This window comes from Haloarcula sp. H-GB5, from assembly GCF_054850705.1.
The window spans coordinates 475,143-494,551 of the sequence record NZ_JBTWBG010000002.1 but is presented as its reverse complement, the minus strand read 5'-3'; the positions used below and the strand labels follow the sequence as shown (position 1 = coordinate 494,551).

20 protein-coding genes are annotated in these 19,409 nt (G+C 62.8%); all 20 read left to right on the top strand.

The window, feature by feature from the left end:
• The first annotated feature begins 71 nt into the window (after nucleotides 1-71).
• The 20 genes from ACYJ11_RS10500 (at nucleotide 72) to hpt (ending at nucleotide 19,380) form a co-directional block, all read left to right on the top strand.
• A complete protein-coding gene (locus tag ACYJ11_RS10500; protein WP_461647730.1) occupies nucleotides 72-1,184 on the top strand; it encodes a DUF4129 domain-containing protein in 1,113 nt (370 codons plus the stop codon).
• Nucleotides 1,184-1,930: a DUF7269 family protein gene (locus tag ACYJ11_RS10495; protein ID WP_461647729.1), complete on the top strand. Its 747-nt coding sequence runs from the start codon at nucleotides 1,184-1,186 to the stop codon at nucleotides 1,928-1,930. The genes ACYJ11_RS10500 and ACYJ11_RS10495 overlap by 1 nt, the downstream gene beginning before the upstream one ends.
• Nucleotides 1,927-3,240: a DUF58 domain-containing protein gene (locus ACYJ11_RS10490; RefSeq protein WP_461647728.1), complete on the top strand. Its 1,314-nt coding sequence runs from the start codon at nucleotides 1,927-1,929 to the stop codon at nucleotides 3,238-3,240. Before ACYJ11_RS10495 ends, ACYJ11_RS10490 begins: the two co-directional genes overlap by 4 nt.
• The gene (locus ACYJ11_RS10485; RefSeq protein WP_461647727.1) at nucleotides 3,237-4,802 is read left to right on the top strand and encodes a DUF7519 family protein; all 1,566 of its coding nucleotides are present in this window, start codon (nucleotides 3,237-3,239) and stop codon (nucleotides 4,800-4,802) included. Before ACYJ11_RS10490 ends, ACYJ11_RS10485 begins: the two co-directional genes overlap by 4 nt.
• Before the next feature lie 50 nt (nucleotides 4,803-4,852).
• Nucleotides 4,853-6,019: a bifunctional phosphopantothenoylcysteine decarboxylase/phosphopantothenate--cysteine ligase CoaBC gene (gene coaBC / locus ACYJ11_RS10480; protein WP_461647726.1), complete on the top strand. Its 1,167-nt coding sequence runs from the start codon at nucleotides 4,853-4,855 to the stop codon at nucleotides 6,017-6,019.
• Between the two features lie 151 nt (nucleotides 6,020-6,170).
• On the top strand, nucleotides 6,171-7,214 hold the full coding sequence (locus ACYJ11_RS10475) for a monovalent cation/H+ antiporter subunit E (protein WP_461648433.1): 1,044 nt from the start codon (nucleotides 6,171-6,173) through the stop codon (nucleotides 7,212-7,214).
• Entirely contained in the window at nucleotides 7,207-7,482 is a 276-nt protein-coding gene (locus ACYJ11_RS10470; RefSeq protein WP_005535719.1) for a cation:proton antiporter, read from the top strand. Before ACYJ11_RS10475 ends, ACYJ11_RS10470 begins: the two co-directional genes overlap by 8 nt.
• Nucleotides 7,479-7,799 (top strand): monovalent cation/H(+) antiporter subunit G, encoded by a 321-nt coding sequence (gene mnhG / locus ACYJ11_RS10465; protein ID WP_461647725.1) that lies wholly within the window; start codon nucleotides 7,479-7,481, stop codon nucleotides 7,797-7,799. Before ACYJ11_RS10470 ends, mnhG begins: the two co-directional genes overlap by 4 nt.
• Entirely contained in the window at nucleotides 7,796-8,341 is a 546-nt protein-coding gene (locus ACYJ11_RS10460) for a DUF4040 domain-containing protein (protein ID WP_461647724.1), read from the top strand. Before mnhG ends, ACYJ11_RS10460 begins: the two co-directional genes overlap by 4 nt.
• Nucleotides 8,338-8,811 (top strand): Na(+)/H(+) antiporter subunit B, encoded by a 474-nt coding sequence (locus tag ACYJ11_RS10455; protein ID WP_188978123.1) that lies wholly within the window; start codon nucleotides 8,338-8,340, stop codon nucleotides 8,809-8,811. Before ACYJ11_RS10460 ends, ACYJ11_RS10455 begins: the two co-directional genes overlap by 4 nt.
• Nucleotides 8,811-9,167 carry a cation:proton antiporter subunit C gene (locus tag ACYJ11_RS10450; RefSeq protein ID WP_004963545.1) on the top strand — a complete coding sequence of 119 codons (357 nt, stop codon included), beginning with the start codon at nucleotides 8,811-8,813 and terminating at the stop codon, nucleotides 9,165-9,167. The genes ACYJ11_RS10455 and ACYJ11_RS10450 overlap by 1 nt, the downstream gene beginning before the upstream one ends.
• On the top strand, nucleotides 9,160-10,653 hold the full coding sequence (locus ACYJ11_RS10445; RefSeq protein WP_461647723.1) for a monovalent cation/H+ antiporter subunit D family protein: 1,494 nt from the start codon (nucleotides 9,160-9,162) through the stop codon (nucleotides 10,651-10,653). Before ACYJ11_RS10450 ends, ACYJ11_RS10445 begins: the two co-directional genes overlap by 8 nt.
• Nucleotides 10,650-12,344 carry a cation:proton antiporter gene (locus ACYJ11_RS10440; protein ID WP_461647722.1) on the top strand — a complete coding sequence of 565 codons (1,695 nt, stop codon included), beginning with the start codon at nucleotides 10,650-10,652 and terminating at the stop codon, nucleotides 12,342-12,344. The genes ACYJ11_RS10445 and ACYJ11_RS10440 overlap by 4 nt, the downstream gene beginning before the upstream one ends.
• Nucleotides 12,344-14,125 (top strand): Na(+)/H(+) antiporter subunit D, encoded by a 1,782-nt coding sequence (locus ACYJ11_RS10435; protein ID WP_461647721.1) that lies wholly within the window; start codon nucleotides 12,344-12,346, stop codon nucleotides 14,123-14,125. Before ACYJ11_RS10440 ends, ACYJ11_RS10435 begins: the two co-directional genes overlap by 1 nt.
• A gap of 194 nt (nucleotides 14,126-14,319) precedes the next feature.
• Nucleotides 14,320-14,787: a type IV pilin gene (locus ACYJ11_RS10430; RefSeq protein ID WP_005535736.1), complete on the top strand. Its 468-nt coding sequence runs from the start codon at nucleotides 14,320-14,322 to the stop codon at nucleotides 14,785-14,787.
• A gap of 113 nt (nucleotides 14,788-14,900) precedes the next feature.
• Nucleotides 14,901-15,479 carry a DUF7344 domain-containing protein gene (locus tag ACYJ11_RS10425; protein ID WP_461647720.1) on the top strand — a complete coding sequence of 193 codons (579 nt, stop codon included), beginning with the start codon at nucleotides 14,901-14,903 and terminating at the stop codon, nucleotides 15,477-15,479.
• A gap of 265 nt (nucleotides 15,480-15,744) precedes the next feature.
• Nucleotides 15,745-16,221 (top strand): type IV pilin, encoded by a 477-nt coding sequence (locus ACYJ11_RS10420; RefSeq protein WP_005535738.1) that lies wholly within the window; start codon nucleotides 15,745-15,747, stop codon nucleotides 16,219-16,221.
• A 155-nt stretch (nucleotides 16,222-16,376) separates the two neighbouring features.
• On the top strand, nucleotides 16,377-16,865 hold the full coding sequence (locus tag ACYJ11_RS10415) for a hypothetical protein (RefSeq protein ID WP_461647719.1): 489 nt from the start codon (nucleotides 16,377-16,379) through the stop codon (nucleotides 16,863-16,865).
• Nucleotides 16,862-18,766 (top strand): hypothetical protein, encoded by a 1,905-nt coding sequence (locus ACYJ11_RS10410; RefSeq protein WP_005535741.1) that lies wholly within the window; start codon nucleotides 16,862-16,864, stop codon nucleotides 18,764-18,766. Before ACYJ11_RS10415 ends, ACYJ11_RS10410 begins: the two co-directional genes overlap by 4 nt.
• A gap of 44 nt (nucleotides 18,767-18,810) precedes the next feature.
• Nucleotides 18,811-19,380: a hypoxanthine/guanine phosphoribosyltransferase gene (hpt, locus tag ACYJ11_RS10405; protein WP_004518711.1), complete on the top strand. Its 570-nt coding sequence runs from the start codon at nucleotides 18,811-18,813 to the stop codon at nucleotides 19,378-19,380.
• The last annotated feature ends 29 nt before the right edge of the window (nucleotides 19,381-19,409 follow it).

The window sequence follows — 19,409 nt, the reverse complement described above, 5'->3', positions numbered from 1 at the left end:
GAAAGGTTTTCTGCTCAGACAGTCCAGCAGTGAGGGAAAGTATTTACTCTGCCGCCGGAAACGCTCCCGTAGTGTCAACAAAGCTGGTACGTGCCGCCCTCGCCCTCCTCTGTGCGGTCGCTGTCCTGTTCGGCACGGCGCTGTTTCCCGGCGCACTCGGCGTCGAGTTCGAATCGAGCGGCCCCCTCGACAGCCAAGCAAGCGGGCCGACCACACCCGACGGAACAGCGCCTGACGATGTCGACGGTGAGCCGACACCGGTAGCGACGAGCGATAGGGCGGAGACGACGCCGCGGTCGACGAGCGATGAGCAAGCGGCGACAGCGACGCCAACACCGACGGAGACGGCGACAGAAACGCCGGCAGCCGGCGGGAGCGAAGACAGTGGGTCCCCTGTGCTGGTGAAACTGTTCGGGCTGGCGCTGATCGGTGGGTTCGGCGTCGTCGCAATCGGAGTCATTCGGGCTGCATCGAACGCGGGAGGTGATGGGTCGGTAGACGCCGGACTTCTCCTGCACCCGATTCTGGATTCACTGATCGGGACAGTCGTCTCGGCAGTGTCAGACGGCACAGTTGGGCGGACTGTCGGTCGGATTCCGGAGGTAACGACCACCGCGTTGCTCTCGGCTTCGGCAGCCCTGTCACGGGTCGGAGCCGGTATCAGTGCCGTCTCCGGCGGTATCCTGACTGGATTGACAACTGGAATCGGGTCGGTCGGCACGATGTCTCTCCGGGGAGCCGCCGGCCTGCCGAGTGCGCTCGGGTCGCTCTCAGTCGCGCCGTTCAAAGCCCTCAGCGGCTTCGGTGGGGCCGGTGGCTTCCTCGCCTCAGTTCGGAGTGGCGTCGACAGTCCATCGCTGTTTGGCTCGTCTGACGCAGAGTCCAGCCAGCCAGCGGCCGCCGAATCGACGGCAGAGGCGGACGACGGGCCGGACATTGATTCACTGTCGGTGCAGGAGGCCTGGGCGCTGCTGGCTGACCGTGTGTCTGTATCAGATCCCGAGACAGCGACGCCCGGAGAGTACGCTCGCCGGGCTATCGACAGCGGGCTGCCAGCCGAGCCCGTCCGCCGGCTAACAACCCTCTTTCGGGAGGTCGAATACGGCGGGCAGTCGGCGACTGGCGACCGGACGGAATCGGCTCGGACCGCCCTCAAAAGGCTGCTTGGAAGGGGTGAGGATTGATGAGCGACGCGGAGTCTCGGAATGGGCAGGGGGAAACTGCTCGGGCGACCATCGACGTCAGTGTCGAACGGCCGACACCGGGGCGCAGATTCGTCCGGTACACCCTGTTGGGACTCGCCGCGCTTGCCGGGGCGGTGTTCGTCGTCACCTTCCCCTCGGTGCTTCCGGACGTTGGTAGCGGAACGGCCAGACGGCTCCAACTCGGGGCAAGCATCGGTGCTGTCGTAATCGGCCTTTTCGGCCTGTACACCGTTGTCCGGACAGAGGATTCGACGCTGCCGCCGATAAAAGGGAGACAGCCGCGTGACCCGTATCATGCCGACGAAAGCGACGAGTCGTCGGAACTGCTCGATGAGCTACTGGAGCCGGAAGCGATACCGTCGGAATCCGGCGAGCTGGTTGGCGATGACATCGACGAGTTGCTCATAAAAATCGATGGGCAGGTCGACCCTTACAACGGCCTCGAAGCGAGCTATGCGTCGGAAATCAGGAACAGGCTCCGTGAGGCCGCGCGACAGATGCTTGTCGAAACGGCGGATATGTCGACAGAGGCAGCAGCCCGAGAAGTCCGCACTGGGTCGTGGACGGACGACCGCCGAGCGGTTGCCTTCCTCGGTGGCCCGGACGCGCCCGACCCGCCAATCGAGATGCAGCTCCGGGACTGGGCCAGCGGCGAGGGGTTCGACCGGAAGGTCGAGGCGGCGACGGCCGAGATACGACGGCTTCAACGGGGTGACCGCGCGTGAGCACGCGCGAGACGACCCAGCGCAACGTCGGCGTCTCGGCCGCACTGGTGGCTGGCGGGGCCGGCATCGTCACCGGAAACCCGACGGTGTTCATGGTCGCGGCGGTGGCGCTGGTGTATGCGGCCTATCAGGCGGCCATCGGCGACCCCGAGCCGACGCTCACGGTCGAGCGCCACGTCGAACCGGCCGACCCGCTCCCCGGCTCGGAGGTGACAGTGACGCTGACGCTCACGAACGACGGGGACGCGACCCTGCCCGACGTTCGCGTCCTCGACGGCGTCCCGGAACGGCTGGAAGTGGTCGAGGGCTCCCCACGCTTTGGTACCCACCTCGAAGCCGGAACGTCGGATTCGGTTACCTACACCGTCGAATCCCGGCGCGGTGACCACGCATTCACCGACGTGGCAGTGGTCTGCCGGAACCTGACCGGGACCGTCGAGTTCGCCGAGCAGGTCACCGTCGAGACGACGCTGTCGTGCAGTGCCAGTGTGGACACGGTCCCGCTCTCGGGCCAGACGCTCTCCCAGTCCGGGCGTATCCCGACAGACGCCGGCGGGAACGGGCTTGCCTTCTACGCCATCCGTGAACACCAGTCTTCGGACCCGATGAGTCGCGTCGACTGGAACCGCCTCGCGAAGACGAACGAGCTAGCGACTGTCGAGTTCAAGGAGACACGAGCGGCCACCGTCACCACGCTGGTGGATTCGAGACATTCCGTTGCGGGCGAGGCAAACGCGCCCACAGCGGTCCAGCTCTGTACCTACGCGGCCCAGCAGGTCGGCTCGGCGCTGCTGGACATGGACAACCGCGTGGGTGCTGCAGTCTACGACAGTTGCGAGACGCTGCAGCCGTCGGCTAATCGAGCACAGGAACAGCGATTGGAGGCGTTTCTGGAAGGGGTTGTGAGTGGGTCGTCGGAGAACCGTGATTCATCGCTACTCGACCTTAACACCCGAACCCGGCGAATGCAGTCGCCGACTGAGATGGGAGACCGGTACGGCATCGCCGACGGCGGCGACGCGGTGGCGACGCTCGACCGCTCGATACCGAGCGAGTCACAGGTCGTGTTCTGCACGCCCTTGCTCGACGACCGGGCGGTAGATGCGGCGAAACGGCTCGCCGCGTACGGACACGCTGTCACAGTCATCAGTCCGGATATGACAACCGATGACAGTCCGGGCAGTACCGTCGAGCGAATCGACCGAACAGCTCGCCTCGACAGCCTTCGAGGGACGGTCCGAGTCGTCGACTGGACGCCCGCGGAACCGCTCGCGAAAGCCCTCATTCGCGCCACGGAGCGGTGGGCATGACGGACCTCGACAGTCGACCGGCGACATCGAGCGCGGCGCTGGCCGGAACGGTGGCGGTGCTCGCCTCGCTCGTTCTCGCTGTCGCTGTCGTGGACCCGATGCCAGTGCTGGCCGGCTTCGTCGGCGGGCTCTGTATCGCAGCTGGGGCCTGGGCGCTCCGCAGCGATGCCCACGACCGCATCGCCGGCGGTAGCGTCGCCATCGTCATCGGTGCGGGCGTGTTCTGTGGAACCGCGCTGCTGGCGACTGACTACTGGTCGCTTGTCATGGCGCTCGGGTTCCCGCTGGCCGCTACACTCGTCGTCATCGACGCGAGTAGCGGACTGGTGCCGCCGACCGACGCGACGGACGAACTCACGGCAATGCTCGACGAGAGTTTCGTGGTACTGGCAGTCGGCATCGGCGTCACAATCGTCTGTGCCGTCGCCGCTGCCGTCAGGCTGCCCTGGGTGCTCGTCCGTGTCGTCGCCGGCTTCTCGGTCCATCCGCTGGTGGGTTTCGTGACGCTACAGGCCGGAGTCCTTCTCGCCCTGTTGTTGCTGGACAAAACCACGAAGACGCTGGAGTCGTGGATTCCGGAACCCACAGCGACGACCGACCGGGCGCTCGGGCGGCTGGACTGGCTGGGGACACGCTGGTGGGACATCGACCGCTACGTCAAAGCCGCCGTGGGCCTGCAGTTGCTCGTGGCGTTTGTCCCGACAGCACAGGGTTTGTTCGACAGCTTCCTCGGCTCCCTCCCAGTGCTCGGGCCGGCCCTGCGGGTTGCCCTCAGTGCCCCACTCCAGCTCCTCCTTGCGGCCGGACTCGTGCCGTTATTGAGTGTCCTCATCGTCGAACGGCTCCGGCAGTGGCTGCGACAGTGGCTGGGGGACGACCCCGGACGGTCGCTGGCGCGGCAGACCGGCAGTATCATAGCTCCTGTGGGACTGCTGCTGGGCGCGCTAATCCTCACAGTCGCTGGCGTGACCCGGCAAGTAGCGCCCACGTATGCCGGGGCCGGTCACTATGGCTCGGCTACTGTGTTGCTTCTCGGCGTCCTCATTTCGATCGTCGTCCTCCGCGGACTCGTCACGCTGCTTTCCGAGCTAGTCGGGGCGGAGTTGCTGTCCAGACGTGTGGCGGGATTCGCGGCCGGGAGCGGGCTCCTGTTCTTCATGACGCTGCTCGGAGCGGAGCGCGGACTCGCACCGATACTCGTCCTCGTTGGGAGTGCGGCGGCGCTGCTGGTCTGGGACGCCGGTGCGCACGCGAGCAGCATCGGGCAACAACTGGGACGTGACGCCGAAACGACGGACAGCGAGTTCGTCCACGTCACCGGAACCGCGGCCGTCCTCGCCGGGGCTATTCTCCTCGTGTTGCTCGTTCGATACGTCCTCATCCCGGTCGCGGTTCCAGCCACGGCGACCGGGCTCTCGCTCAGTTCAGTGGTCGCGCTCGGGCTGGTTCTGCTGGCGATAGCCGCGTTCACCCTCGCACTGAACGCACACGACGGCGGGCCACGTACCAGCAGTGACAGGAGCGGCAAGCGGAGCGAGCGGCCCGCCAATGACAGCGACTAGTTCCGCCGGGGAGACAGGGGCTTTTACCCCCGCGCCGCGAACCGGCAGGTATGTTGACCGGAGTCAACGTCGTTCTGGGGGTGTCTGGGTCTATCGCGGCCGTCAAGACGGTGGAGCTCGCACACGAACTCCGACGACAGGGGGCGTCCGTCCGGGCTGTGATGACCGACAGCGCGACAGGTATCATCCACCCGTGGGCGCTTGAGTTCGCGACGGACAACGAGGTGATTACCGAAATCACGGGCAGTGTCGAGCACGTCGACCTCTGCGGGCGCTCGGGCTGGGGCGACGTGCTCTTGCTCGCGCCAGCGACGGCAAACACCGTCGGCAAGGTCGCCGCAGCAATCGACGATACGCCAGTAACGACGTGCGTGACGACCGCCCTCGGCGCTGACGTGCCGGTCGTCGTCGCCCCGGCGATGCACGAGCCGATGTACGACCACCCCGGCGTGCTGGACGCGATCGACCGCGTCGAGTCTTGGGGTGTCGAGTTCGTGGACCCGCGAATCGAGGAGGGGAAAGCCAAGATCGCGACCGAGGAGGCCATCGTCACAGCGACCGCCCGGGCCGCGGGGGACCGACCGCTTGCAGGCGAGCACGTCGTCGTGACTGCAGGTGCGACGACGGAATCGGTCGACCCCGTGCGGACGCTCTCGAATCGCTCCTCGGGACGGACCGGCCGGGCAGTCGCGCGGGCCTGCTACGCCCGCGGGGCCGACGTGACACTCGTTCACGACGGGCCGGAGGTTCCCTACGCGACCGTCGAGCCGGTCGAATCTGCCACGGAGATGACTGAAGCCGTCCGTCAGGTCGCCGACTCGGCCGATGCGCTGGTCTCGGCAGCCGCCATCTCGGATTACACCGTCGAACAAGCACCTGAGAAGATCAAGAGCGGGCAGGCGGAGCTGACACTGACGCTACAGCCGACGCCGAAGCTCATCGACACCGTTCGGTCAGACCACCCCGACCTCCCTATCGTCGGGTTCAAGGTCGAAACAGCGGGCGACGACGAGACGTTAGTCGAACGTGCCCGCGAGATCCGCGAGCGGGCCGGGCTGGCTTTCGTGGTCGCCAACGACGCGAGCGTGATGGGGGCCGACGAGACGCGCGCCCTGCTCGTCGACGCGGACACGGCCACAGAGTACGCCGGGGAAAAGGAAGGGCTGGGCGCTCGTGTCGCCGACGAACTCGGTGACCATCTGTCCAGTCGTGGCTGACCGCGTAACCGATTACGAAATAGTTTTGCGTGTTCCGTTGCTCCGGTCCGATAACGATAGTACTGCCCGACGAACCGCTATTTGGAGTTTCTAAACAGAGACTGTGACTGTACTACCACCCCGTCGCCTGCTCGTGCCAGTAGCCGATTCGGTGACGGTCCGTAACACCGTTGCCTACGCCATTGAACAGGCCGAATCGGCGGCCAGAGAGGGACAGCAACAGGTGTCGTTGCACCTCGTCGCCGTCGCAAGCACGCGCGCCGTCGACCCCGACGCGCAGACGGAACTCGGCCAGGCCAAGGACCTGCTCGACCGTATCGAAGTCTGGCTTGACGAAGATCTGGGTGCTGACCCGCCGTCGAACCTCGACATCGAGTTGGGCGTTATCGGTGCCGACCGCTACCTGTTCAGCCCCGGTGATTACGCTGACGCGATTCTGGCCTACGCCGACGAACACAGCATCGAACGGGTCGTCCTCGATCCGGAGTTCAATCCGGGCGGCACGACGCCGATGCTTCGGCCGCTCGAAGTCGAACTCGTCCGGGGCGATATCGAGGTCGAGACCGCACCCGTCGAACGACCGGCACGGTCGACCGCGCTCGCTCGCGCCGCGACGCTTCCGAAATATCTCGCCATTTTCGGAGCGTCGTATCTGTTTTATTTGCTGTTGAGCTCGTACAAACCGCTTGATTTCCTCACTGGCGCGATAACCGCGACGATCGTCACGGCGTTGCTTGCACCGATCGCGTTCAGTCGCCAGCCGTCTCTGACTCGGATTCCGAGACAGGTCGCTCGGTTCGCGATGTACGTCCCGTATCTGCTCAAGGAAATCGCCATCGCCAACCTCGAAATCGCCTACGTCGTCTTGCACCCGTCGCTGCCAATCGACCCGAAGATGGTCGAACTGGAGGCCGCCATCTGGGGTGACGGAGCGGTGACGACGCTGGCAAACAGCATCACGCTGACGCCCGGGACGCTCACCGTCAGCGTCTCCGAGCGGGCGTTCGATATCCATTCACTCACTGGTAGTGCGCGCGAAGACCTGTTCGACGGTGGCCTCGAACGGGCCGTCCGGTTCGTCTTCTACGGCCGGGAGGCCGCGGCGATCCCTTCGCCACGCGAACGGGGGCAGGGAGACGACGACGGCACAATCGAGAGTGACATCGGCGATGCGGAGGTGGCTGACGATGATTGAGTTCGAAGCGGCGCTGCTGGCAATCGCTAGCGCGTTCGTCCTGTTCGCTATCGTGTCGCTGTACCGCGTGTTCGCCGGGCCGACGGACCACGACAGGGTCATCGCGGTCAACGTGATGGGGACAAACACTGTCATCGCTATCGCGCTCGTCTCCGGCGCGCTCGATAAGCCGCTGTTCCTGGACATCGCGCTCGTGTACGCTCTGCTGAACTTCCTGCTCTCGATAGCGTTCTCGAAGTTCAACGTCGAGCACGGGGGTGTGCTATGACACCAGCGGAGTGGGCCATTGTCGCACTCGCACTGGTCGGTGCGTTCTTCGCTGGCGTCGCCTCAATCGGCATTGTCCGACTTCCTGACGTGTATACGCGCGCTCACGCAGCGTCGAAAAGCGATACGCTGGGAGCCGTTCTCGGTATCGCTGCCGCTGCACTCGCGATTCAGACCGACCTCGCGACAATCAAAGCCGTCTTCCTGCTGACGTTCATGTTCCTGACGAACCCAACCGCCGCTCACGCCATCGCCCGGGCGGCACAGGACCAGGGTATCGAGCCGTGGACTGCCGGCGATGAGGAGGGCGAGTCATGACGCTCTCGCTCATCGAGGGACTGTTGCTGGTGTTCGTGCTGGGCTGTGCTATCGGCGCGGCCGTACTCCGTGACGTGCTGGCGTCACTGATGGCGTTTGCCGCCTACAGCCTCGGCATCTCCATCATCTGGGTGATGCTCGAAGCCCCTGACGTGGGGCTGACCGAGGCGGCTGTCGGGGCCGGCATCATGACGATCCTGTTCATCCTGGCGCTGGCAAACACCGTTCGCCCACAGGAAAACGGCCTGTTCGAGTCGCTCAGCGTCCGGACCGTCGTGCTGGTCGGCGCGTTCGTCGTCGTCATGGTTGCGACGGTTCCGTCGCTGCCCGCGATTGGGGCGGATGGCGCGGCAAACCCCGTTGTTAGCGGCGAGATAACGCAACACTACATCGACAACGCGTACGCGGACACGGAGGTCAAGAACGCGGTGACAGCCGTGCTCGCGGCCTACCGTGGGTTCGATACGCTGGGTGAGGCGGTCGTGGTGTTCTCGGCCGGGGTCGCAGCACTGACCGTCCTCAGGCAGGAGGTGTTCGCATGAGTAGCGACGAGCGAACCGGACTCTACGTCGAGAGCACCATCATCATGACGACGGTCCGCGTCGTCGCGCCGTTCGTCCTCACCTTCGCCCTGTTTGTGATGTTCCACGGGGCAGACTCTCCGGGCGGTGGATTCCAGGGCGGGGTCATCGCGGGGTCGGTCGTCATGATGCTTGCCTTCGCCTACGGGATTGACGCCGCGCGCGAGTGGCTCGATGTCCGTGTTGTCGCCACGCTCGCGTCCGGCGGGGTGCTCACGTTCGCGACAATCGGCCTGGGAACGATTCTCCTAGGCGGGAACTTCCTCGAATATCACTTGTACGAACAGTTCCTCTCACACGCGACTGCCTACGGCATCGAGCTTGTCGAACTCGGCATCGGTGGCATTGTCGCCAGCGTTGCCATTGGCCTCTTTTTCCTGCTCGCGGCAGGGTTCGGCCACGCTGTCGACGCACCGGAGGATGAGAGCTAATGTTTGAACTGCTGAACTCACACTACAACTACTTCGCGGTGATGCTCCTGCTGGGTATTGGCCTGTATATGCTCATCGAGTCCCGGAACCTCGTAAAGAAAGTCATCGGGATGAATATCTTCCAGACGGGCATCTTCCTGTTTTTCATCACGCTCGCGTTCCGGACTGGCGGGAACCCGCCGATCATCAAGGAGGGCGGGGGCCCCTACGTCAGCCCGCTGCCACACGTCCTCATCCTGACCGCTATCGTCGTCGGGGTGAGCCTGACCGCCGTGGCGCTGGCACTTATCATCCGCATCTACACCGAGTACGGCACGCTGGACGAAGACAAACTCAAACAGCTCTACTATGATTGAACAACTCCCCGTATTGTTGGTCGTCCTGCCGATCGTCGGCGGCGCGATACCGCTGGCCGCCAGTCTAGTGAGCGACCGGGCAGGGTGGCCAGTCGCGACGCTGACCCTCGTGGGCCAGACCGGCCTGGCCGGACTGCTCGCGTGGACCGTCAGTTCGAGCGGGACCGTTTCCTACGCGGTCGGTGGTTTCGCCGCCCCGTACGGCATCGAACTCGTCGTCGACGGGCTCTCCGCCGCGGTCGCGCTGCTCGTCGCCGTCATCTCTCTCGGCGTGCTCGCGTACGCCCGGAAGGCCGGCCCACACTCAGGCCCCTTCTACGGCCTGTATCTGCTGTTGGTCGCCGGTCTGACCGGCATGACAGTCACCGGCGACGTGTTCAACCTCTACGTGTTCCTCGAAATCACGGGGCTCGCGGCATACGGCCTCGTGGCCAGTGGTCGGGACGCCAGCGCTGCCGTCGCGGCACTGAAGTACCTCATCATCGGGACTGTCGGGGCCTCGTTGTATCTGCTCGGCGTGGGCTACCTGCTCGCGGCGACAGGGACGCTCAACATGGCCGACCTGGCGACCAAGCTTGGGGAGATGGCGGCCTACGACTCGACGCTCGTCCTGACCGCGTTCGGGCTGATGGTCGGCGGGCTGACGGTGAAAGTCGCTCTGTTCCCCTTGCACACCTGGCAGCCCGACGCCTACGCGAACGCACCGGATACGGTGAGCGCGTTCATTTCTGCGCTCGTCTCGACGGTCTCGGCGTACGCGCTCGCTCGGCTGCTGTTTTCCGTGTTCACGGTGGAGTTCCTGACCGCTGTGCCTGTCGCGCGCTGGGCGCTGGTCGGTCTGGCGTGCGTGAGTATCGTCGCGGGAAGTGCGCTCGCCGTCTCGCAAGACAGCGTCCAGCGGATGCTCGCGTACTCCTCGGTATCACAGTTCGGCCTCGTCGTCGCCGGATTCGCTATCGCAACCCCGCTGGCCGTCGTCGGCGCGACCGTCCACCTGCTCGGCCACGCAGTGATGAAAGGCGGGCTGTTCGCCGCGACGGGGGTCATCGAGCGCAAGACCGGCGCGACGACGGTGAACGGCTACGCCGGGATGGGGAGTCGCGTCCCGGTTTCGGCGTTTGCCTTCGCCGTACTCTCGCTGGCGATGGTCGGCGTTCCACCGGCGGTCGGCTTCGTCGGCAAGTGGTACATCGTGCTTGGCGCGGTCAACGCCGAGAACTGGCCCGTCGTGGCCGTGTTGCTCGCGAGTACGCTGCTGACGCTCGCGTACTTCGCCCGCCTCGTCGAGCGGCTCTACTTCGCCGAGGCGACCATCCACTCGAAGCCTGACGAAGCTCCCGTAACAGACGGGAGCGGACAGGCGGTCTCGTTCGGGATGATCGCCGTCGTCGTCATCGCAGCCGCGCTCGCGGTCGCGCTGACCGCAGCCGTACCGGAGTTACAAGCAATGCTTGAGGACACGCTTCCACCCCTTCTAAACCAATGACTGAGTCGCTACGCCCAATCCTGGCAATCCTCGTCTCCACAGTGGCCATCCCCGTGATTCTCTCGCTCAAGCGCCGCCCGAACGTGCGGGAGGGGGTGACCCTGACTGTCGCGTTCGCAAAGTTCGCTATCATCGCGAGCATGGTCCCCGGCGTCCTAGCAGGGACACAATACGAATTCGTTCTCGGGCAGTTCGCCACCGGGATCGAACTGGCGTTCAACGTCGACCCACTCGGGCTGCTGTTTGGCCTGCTTGCGAGCCTGCTGTGGATCGTCACCAGTTTCTACAGCATCGGCTACATGCGCGGTCTGGACGAACACGCACAGACGCGCTATTTCGCCTCCTTCGCCGCCAGCCTCGCGTCGGCTGTCGGCGTCGCCTTCGCGTCGAACTTGCTGACGCTGTTCGTCTGTTACGAACTGCTGACAGTGTCGACGTATCCGCTCGTTACCCACGACGAGACCGATGAGGCCCGCGCAGCCGGCCGGAAGTACCTCGCGTACACCTTCGGCGGTGGGGTTGCCGTGCTAGGTGGCACCGTTCTGGTGTTCGTCCTCGCTGGGACGACCGCGTTTACCCCCGGCGGCATCGAAGAACTCGCGACGGCCGACCCGGCGCTGGCACGAGCAGCGTTCGCCCTGCTTGCTGCCGGCTTCGGCGTCAAGGCCGCGCTGATGCCGATGCACTCCTGGCTTCCGGATGCCATGGTCGCTCCGACGCCGGTATCGGGCCTGCTGCACGCCGTCGCAGTGGTCAAAAGCGGCGTGTTCGGCATCGCAAGAGTCGTCCTCGACGTGTACGGCCCTGTAACGATGAAGGAACTCGGCGTCGCCCTTCCACTGGCCGCGATTGCGGCCTTCACTCTGCTGACCGCGAGTATCATTGCGCTCAGACAGGACAACCTCAAGCGGCGGCTGGCGTATTCGACGATAAGCCAACTCTCCTATATCGTGCTCGGGCTAGCACTGCTCAAAGAGAACGCTCTAACCGGCGGTCTGCTCCACATCCCCGCCCACGCGTTCATGAAACTCACCCTGTTCTTCTGTGCCGGCGCGATCCACGTCGAAACTCACACCGACGATATCAGCGACATGGCCGGCATCGGGAAACGGATGCCGCTGACGATGGCCGCCTTCGCCGTCGCCGCGGCTGGGATGGCCGGGATTCCGCTAGTCGCTGGTTTCGTCAGTAAGTGGTATCTCGTTATCGGGGCGCTGAACCTCGAAAGCGGCGGTCTCGTCTTCGCCGGCGCGTTGCTGGTCTCCGGCGTCCTCAACATTGCATACTTCTGGCCCATCGTCTATCAGGCGTACTTCGAATCGCCGGAGAGCCACGACGAGAAGCCACTCATCGGGGGACCGTTCGGTGGGCGAGACGAGGTTCGAGCCGACGGCGGTGAGGGCCACGATTCAGACGATACCGACGACCATCCCAGCGAGGGCGATGTTCCGGACCCACAGCACGTCGACCACCTCGGCAAACACCACGAGGAGCACGAACACCATGGCGGCCCGCCCGCAGGAGGCTGGGACGACCGCGGCTGGCGCGGCGGCGAAAGCACGTGGTTCATGCTCGGGCCGATACTCACCGCGGCTACGCTGTCGCTCCTGCTGGGAACAGTGCCGTACACAGCTGTCTTCCTGCGAATCGTCGATACTATCGTCAGTAATCTGCCGGGGGTGGTGGCCTAATGTCGATGCTGACAGCGGTTCCGCCAGTCGTCGTACTGCTGGCGGTGGCAATCGTTGTGTCTCAGCTCCCACGGCGCGCCGGACATGCCGTCGGTGTACTCGTGCCCGCGCTGGCGGTGCTGTGGGCCGTTATGGTTCCCGAAGGCGCGCATCTCCAGACCCAGTTCCTCGGGTTCGACGCTGTGCTACTGAACGTCGATCCGTTCTCACGGCTGATGGGCATCATCTTCGGGCTCATCGCCGCGGTCGCCGTGCTCTATTCCTACGCCAGCGAGGCCGACACGACACAGACCGGATACGCTCTCTCGTACGTTGCGACCAGCTTCGGGGCTGTGTTCGCCGGTGACTGGCTGACGCTCATCTTCTTCTGGGAGCTGATGGCCGTCACCAGCACGCTGCTGGTGTGGCACTACGGCGGCAAGGCGGTTCGGGCCGGCTTCCGGTATGCCCTGCTGCACGGGCTGGGCGGTACGCTGTTGATGGCCGCCATCCTCCGGCACTACGTCGAGGTGGAGACGTTCCTGTTCGCGTCAGTGCCGGGCGGTCCGGAGACGGCCGGCATCACGTCCGGACTGGCCGCCGCCCTGGCCGCTATCGGTATCGGCGTCAACGTCGGCTTCATCGGCCTGCACGCGTGGCTGCCAGACACCTATCCACGCCCACACATCGCCGCCAGCGTCTTCCTCTGCGTGTTCACGACCAAGACCGGCGTCTACGGGATGTACCGCGCATTCCCCAACGGCCACGAGGCCATCGCGTACATGGGCGGCGGGATGGCAGTCTTCGGCGCGCTGTTCGCGCTGTTCCAGAATGATATGCGGCGGCTCCTCTCCTATCACATTCAGTCCCAGGTCGGGTACATGGTCGCCGGCGTCGGTATCGGGAGCGCCCTCTCACAGGCTGGCGCGTTCGCCCACGTGTTCAACCACATCCTCTACAAGGGCCTGCTGTTCATGACCGCCGGTGTCGTCATCTACCGGACTGGGACGGAGAGCCTGAAGAAACTCGGCGGTCTCTGGCGGGAGATGCCGATCACGGCGGGGGCATTCTCCATCGCAGCGCTGTCTATCGCCGGTTTCCCCGGCTTCAACGGGTTCGTGAGTAAGGGAATCATCATCTCCGGGAGCCACTATACCTTCGGTAAGGGGCCGCTCCCGCTGGGTGAGTTCTATACGCTCGAGTGGCTACTGCTGCTGGGCGGGGTCGGCACGTTCATGTCGTTCATCAAGTTCGGCTACTACGCGTTCTTCCACGGCGAGTACGACAGCAGTGTGCCGGACGCGAACCGTCTGCAGAGCGTGGCAATGGTGTCCGTAGCCGCGCTCTGTGTCATCTACGGTGTGTACGACACGGCGCTGTTCGCCATCCTTCCGTTCGACGTTACGAGCGAGGCTGTCGTCCACCACGTCTACAAGACCTACACCATCCCCCACCTCATCGAGGGAGTCGTCCTCGCCGTCCTCGGACTGATCGGCTTCGCGGTAACGAAGAAGCCCCTCTCGAAGCTCGGCCGCGTTCCCGACATCGATTCGGTGTACAACCCCGCTGTCTTCTATGGCTTCCGCGGGCTCGTTGTCGGTGTGACCGAACTGTACGCCGCCGTCGACCGCGCAGTGGTTCAGGCCACGAGCATCGTCACGCGGACGGTGACGTCCCCGAACGACGTGATTGCGCGGCTCCGCGACGACGACACCCTCGTACATCCGATGCGGGCCGGCATCGGACTCAGCATCCTCATCCTCGCGGTCTTCGTTACGATAGCACTGCTGGCCCTTTCATGATGTTCTAAAAACATCTTCTGTGATAATCGCGGACCAGGTCGGCTAGATCTGGTTTCAAGCGCCCCAGAATAGCTGTTAACAAATAGGGTGATTACAGGCTCTGATAATACAGGTGCAGACTTATATATCTCCATAGCCACGATTCGATAAGCACGGCATAACAGGGGGACCTGTTGATGCGTGCGGACACAACAATGGAACTCAAACGATTCTTCAACGACGACGATGCTGTGTCGCCGGTCATCGGGGTCATCCTGATGGTCGCAATCACGGTCATCCTCGCAGCCGTTATCGCAACATTCGTCCTCGGACTGGGCGATCAGGTCAGTAACACGGCTCCGCAGGCTAGCTTTAGCACAGACTATGATAGCACCGCAGGAGCAACTGGACAGGTGGCGGTCACCCATGATGGTGGCGACTCGATTAAGGCGAGCAATCTCTACTTCAGAGGGTCTGATCTTAATCTCGGTGATGGAGATATCGTCGCATCAGATCCAGTGTGGCCGAATTCTGAAGCCACCGGAAGCAACAGTAAGGTTGTCGCTGGCAACTCCGTAGATGTCGGAGTTGACGGGGGCAGCTTTACGTTAAACGTTGTCTTCCAGTCGGCCAATGGTGACACTTCCGCAACGCTCGCGACTGCATCCGGACCAGACGCGTAAAATCGCATACGTCTTGTTTTTTCCGACGGTAAAATCCGTGAGTTTATAACTGATGAACACCCTGATATCTGCTGTATTCCCTGCGATGGGTGGTGGGGATTGGAGAATATAATATGAGTAAGCAGGTAGAACGGTCGGACTCCACTACGGACGATGACCTCTCAAAAGGCGAGATATTCGACGTTCTGCAGAACGAACGGCGTCGGTACACGCTGCAGTATCTACGGGAACACGACGGACCAGTACCGCTCGGTGACCTCGCGTCACACGTTGCGGCACAGGAATACGACTGCCCGAACACTGCAGTCACAAGTGCACAACGGAAGCGCGTCTACACCACGTTACAACAGTCTCATCTCCCGCGGATGCATGAGACGGGTATCATCGACTACGACGACGAAAACGGGACGATTGCCAAGACTGCACACACAGAGGAACTCACTATCTATCTCGAAATCGTGCCGGGAAGCGAGTTCCCCTGGCGTGAGTACTACCTCTCGCTCGGTGCGGTCAGCCTGGCAATCGTGACGATCCTCTGGGTCGGCGTCTATCCCTTCACGGCAATTCCGCCGCTGGTCTGGGCCACGCTTATCGCAGTTGTACTCAGCGTCTCCGCGGGCTATCATACCTACGCCGGTCGTGAGATGACACTGACTGAGTATGTGGCGCAGGAAGCCGGCTCCGACGACTGAAGTTCACAATTTGTTTCACGGCCTTGCGCTGTTTCGTTTGTCTCGTTTACCGTTGAACTATCCAAATACCGCCATATCGAATTCCGGCGGTACAGCCAGCCTTGAAGGCTTTCAAGGCGACATTGAACGTCTAAAACGTGCTGTGAGTATAAGTGGGCACATCCCATGTGGTTGAGTCAGCACACCCCGCGAGCCGGTAAGGAAGTCCTTCGACCTATAGGGGGTTCCTACTCGGGTCACACTCGCGGTGTGCGTCGAACAAACCATGGATATCAAACAACTCATCCACGACGACGATGCAGTGTCGCCGGTCATCGGGGTCATCCTGATGGTCGCAATCACGGTCATTCTGGCCGCAGTAATCGCCTCCTTTGTGCTCGGTCTCGGGGACCAGGCACAGCAAGCAACGCCCCAGGCTAGCTTCAGTTTCGAATACAGTGAGTCAGCGAATACACTCGATATTACGCATGACGGTGGAGACTCTATCCAAGCAAATGAACTCCACGTCCGGGGATCAACTACATCCAATTCCGGTGACGGTATCGATGAAACTTGGGCAGCTGTGGCAGGCTCAAGCGTAGCGGGCACAAATGATGTGACTGCTGGCAACAGTATCACAATTGACAGTAGTACCTCAAGTGCTTCAGCTCCGAATGGTGAATACGACATCCGGGTCGTGTACGAGCCAATCGAAGGCGATACCTCTGCAACGCTCGCTCAGGACACTGGACCGGAAGCATAAGCGGAGTTCATTTTTTTTTTTTCGTTTTTATGCAGTGAGCGGAAGCGTCATTATGTTGAAGTATTTATCTTTTCCGCTATTTTTGTATGTTGCAGAATCAAACACGAGAAGTTGCCACGACACTTTTATTACCAGATATATACTGACTGGTAACAATGGAAAGAACGCGGGCCGTTACCACCAGTGTTATCGCCATCATACTCGGCGTCACACTGCTTTCTGGCCCGCTGTTCCCCGGCGTGACACTGGCAACGGAACCAGAGCCGGTTGCACTCGAAACGGGCAATGTCACAGTGTCCGCAGTCGAACTGTCGGAGGACGTAACGCTTGAGAAGGGGTCCTACGGCGCGGCGAGCTACTACCTCGATACACCGCCGGTCCGCGTACAGTTCGCGAATCGTACCGGGCGGCCGACGCTCGTCTACGAACTTACAATCGAGGAACTGGGCTACACGCGGACGACGAATCACTTTCTAGACGACTCGACCGGAGACACATACGACCTGACGCTAGCGTCCGATACGTTCACTGACGGGGAGATAGAGCGCAAGCAGTACAACGGGACAGTGACGGTAAGCAAGCGCGACGGGTCAGGCCACGGCGTGGTGGCGACGCGCAACGTCACGATATCGGTGGTCGAATGACAGCGACGGAGTTCGTCGGGCGTCTCCGACGTCGGACGCCCGTACTGTCGAACACCCGTGAGACGGTGTACGCGGTGTTGTTTGGCGACCGGCTCGGCCTGACCGTGTTTCTCGCGACAGTCGTGCTGTTCGGGTTGCTGTGGCGGATGGCGTTCGTTCTCAACGATTCCTACACGCTGGCAAATGGGTTGTACAGCCTTTCGAACGGACAGCTGGCCATGACCGAGGCTGCCTACGGTCCCGGGTTAGAGACGCCGGGGGCGAGCAGGTATGGCGGCCAGTGGTACGCGCGCAACTACGGTGTCATTGTCCTCTCGCTGCCGCTCGTGTTCGTGCTTGACCTGCTCACCGCCGTTGTCGAACTCCGCATTGCACTGGTCGCGCTCTGGTCGTTGGCGCTGTTAGCGCTGGTGGTGGAGTGCGGTTACTACACCGACGGCGACTGGGTCCTCTATGGCGGTGCCGTCGCAGTCCTAGGGCTGTTCGGGCTGAATGTGACACTGGCACAGCCACTCGACGCCGGCCGAACCCATCTGTACGCGCTGCAGCTGACGCATCTCCTCATTGCGGCGTTTACCCCGGTGGTTCTCTATCGGCTCCTCAGTCGGGTGCACACACGTCGGCTAGGACTCCTGAGCGCTATTGTGCTCACAGCTGGGACACCGCTGGCTTTCTGGGCGACGGTGCCAAAGCGCCACGCTGTCACCGGGACGGTGGTCGTCTGCGTCGCGTACTGCCTCTATCGGAGCCGCAAGCCAGCAGACGGGGCAGTTGTCACGCACCGGACGACCTTCAGGGCACTCGCCTACGCGCTGGTGGGATTGTACGCGTGGGTACACGCTCCGGAAGCACTCCTGCTCTGTGTCGCCCTGGCACTCGTCGATATCCCGACGGCTCCGAACAACAGCCCACGGACGCTCGCTCGTATCGGCGTCGTCTTCGCCCTCTCCCTGCTGCCGTTCATTATCACTAATCTCGCCATCTCCGGCTCCCCGATTAAACCGCCGAGACTGGTTTCCGGCGGCGGCTCCCTCGGTAGCAATGCTGCGAGCAGTGCCGGGGGTAGTGGCGGTAGTGGCGGTGGTGGCGCGTCCGGAGGAGTGCTCACGTCGCTGGCACCTCTGCTCGGGACCATCAAGAGCGGAATGCAGCCACTGCTGCTGCTTGGCGGCGAACTCGTTGCGGGATTCAAAACACTCCAGCAGCAACCAAATGACGTATATCACGCGTTCGTGCGGTCGGGAAGCGCGAGCGGTGCGCTCAATAACGCCGGTGAAGAATCCGTCAATCTCTCACTGCTCGAATCCGCGCCGGTTCTCGTCGGCATGGTCGGTGCACTCCCAATCATCCGACGATTACGGTTGCCATCGTCGATGGCTGACCGGACACTCAACGCCGACCGCGTCGTGGACGCGTTCGCCATAACGACTTTCGTCGGCGTTGTCCTGCTGTACAACAGCCGCTTGCCACTGCACGCACAGGTGACTGCCCGGTATCTGTTTCCGCTCTATCCGCTCGGCGTGTATCTGTTCGTGCGGCTCCCGGCGGTACGCAAGAGCCTCACGGATCACTGGCGCCTGTTCCTCTGGACAGTTGCGGGGACAGTGTTGATCGGCGGGCAAGTGACCGTGGTGCTCGTCGCGGTGACAGTAAACGGCATCGGCGAAGCGTTCCAGTTGCACGCGCTGCTCGCGCTTGGGAGCGCTGTTCCACTCGGCATCTGGGCACTGAGTGGGCGCTCCAAAGGCCGAGCCGGGCAGATCGGTACAGTGCTTCTCGGTGCTGCAACGGGCGTGGCGGCTGTGTTTCTACTGCTGACGACCGTCGAGTACTACGCACTGGGTGATGCACACCTCCTGCCCATGATGCGAGCACTCGGTGAGTTGCTGACGCTCTACTGAGTCGGTGACGGAGAATTTTAGTACGGGCTTGTAGTACCGCCAGCATGGACCGACTCAAGAAGTCCCTACTCGAAGCACCAATTATCGAGAAGGAAGGCTATCACTACTTCGTTCACCCCATCAGTGACGGGGTCCCGATGCTTCGACCGGAACTTCTGCGCGAAATCGTCATCAAGATCATCCGGAAGGCAGAGCTCGACGACGTCGACAAGATCGTCACACCGGCGGCGATGGGGATCCACATTTCCACAGCCGTCTCGCTGATGACCGACATCCCGCTCGTCGTCGTCCGCAAACGCCAGTACGGGCTTGACGGGGAAGTGTCGCTGTCCCAAGTGACCGGCTACTCCGAGAGCGAGATGTACGTCAACGACGTGTACGAGGGCGACCAAGTGCTCGTCCTCGACGACGTGCTCTCGACCGGCGGGACGCTGGCCGGACTCACAGGCGCGCTCGAAGACATCGGCGCGGACATCCGCGACATCGTCTGTGTCATCAAGAAAGCCGACGGGACGAACAAGCTCGACGAAGCGGGGTACGACGCCAAGACGCTGATCAACGTTCAGGTCATCGACGGCGAGGTCACCATCGTCGACGAGCACGGCGACGATTAGAGCGGTTGTTTATACGGTTTCCGTAGCAA

Excerpts from the sequence above, each read along its gene's own strand:
- coaBC (WP_461647726.1), top strand. The coding sequence starts at position 4,853 with ATGTTGACCGGAGTCAACGTCGTTCTGGGGGTGTCTGGGTCTATCGCG.
- ACYJ11_RS10425 (WP_461647720.1), top strand. The coding sequence starts at position 14,901 with ATGAGTAAGCAGGTAGAACGGTCGGACTCCACTACGGACGATGACCTC.
- ACYJ11_RS10435 (WP_461647721.1), top strand. The coding sequence starts at position 12,344 with ATGTCGATGCTGACAGCGGTTCCGCCAGTCGTCGTACTGCTGGCGGTG.
- ACYJ11_RS10420 (WP_005535738.1), top strand. The coding sequence starts at position 15,745 with ATGGATATCAAACAACTCATCCACGACGACGATGCAGTGTCGCCGGTC.
- ACYJ11_RS10440 (WP_461647722.1), top strand. The coding sequence starts at position 10,650 with ATGACTGAGTCGCTACGCCCAATCCTGGCAATCCTCGTCTCCACAGTG.
- ACYJ11_RS10410 (WP_005535741.1), top strand. The coding sequence starts at position 16,862 with ATGACAGCGACGGAGTTCGTCGGGCGTCTCCGACGTCGGACGCCCGTA.
- ACYJ11_RS10455 (WP_188978123.1), top strand. The coding sequence starts at position 8,338 with ATGAGTAGCGACGAGCGAACCGGACTCTACGTCGAGAGCACCATCATC.
- ACYJ11_RS10450 (WP_004963545.1), top strand. The coding sequence starts at position 8,811 with ATGTTTGAACTGCTGAACTCACACTACAACTACTTCGCGGTGATGCTC.
- ACYJ11_RS10430 (WP_005535736.1), top strand. The coding sequence starts at position 14,320 with ATGGAACTCAAACGATTCTTCAACGACGACGATGCTGTGTCGCCGGTC.
- hpt (WP_004518711.1), top strand. The coding sequence starts at position 18,811 with ATGGACCGACTCAAGAAGTCCCTACTCGAAGCACCAATTATCGAGAAG.
- ACYJ11_RS10445 (WP_461647723.1), top strand. The coding sequence starts at position 9,160 with ATGATTGAACAACTCCCCGTATTGTTGGTCGTCCTGCCGATCGTCGGC.
- ACYJ11_RS10415 (WP_461647719.1), top strand. The coding sequence starts at position 16,377 with ATGGAAAGAACGCGGGCCGTTACCACCAGTGTTATCGCCATCATACTC.
- ACYJ11_RS10470 (WP_005535719.1), top strand. The coding sequence starts at position 7,207 with ATGATTGAGTTCGAAGCGGCGCTGCTGGCAATCGCTAGCGCGTTCGTC.
- mnhG (WP_461647725.1), top strand. The coding sequence starts at position 7,479 with ATGACACCAGCGGAGTGGGCCATTGTCGCACTCGCACTGGTCGGTGCG.
- ACYJ11_RS10495 (WP_461647729.1), top strand. The coding sequence starts at position 1,184 with ATGAGCGACGCGGAGTCTCGGAATGGGCAGGGGGAAACTGCTCGGGCG.
- ACYJ11_RS10460 (WP_461647724.1), top strand. The coding sequence starts at position 7,796 with ATGACGCTCTCGCTCATCGAGGGACTGTTGCTGGTGTTCGTGCTGGGC.
- ACYJ11_RS10485 (WP_461647727.1), top strand. The coding sequence starts at position 3,237 with ATGACGGACCTCGACAGTCGACCGGCGACATCGAGCGCGGCGCTGGCC.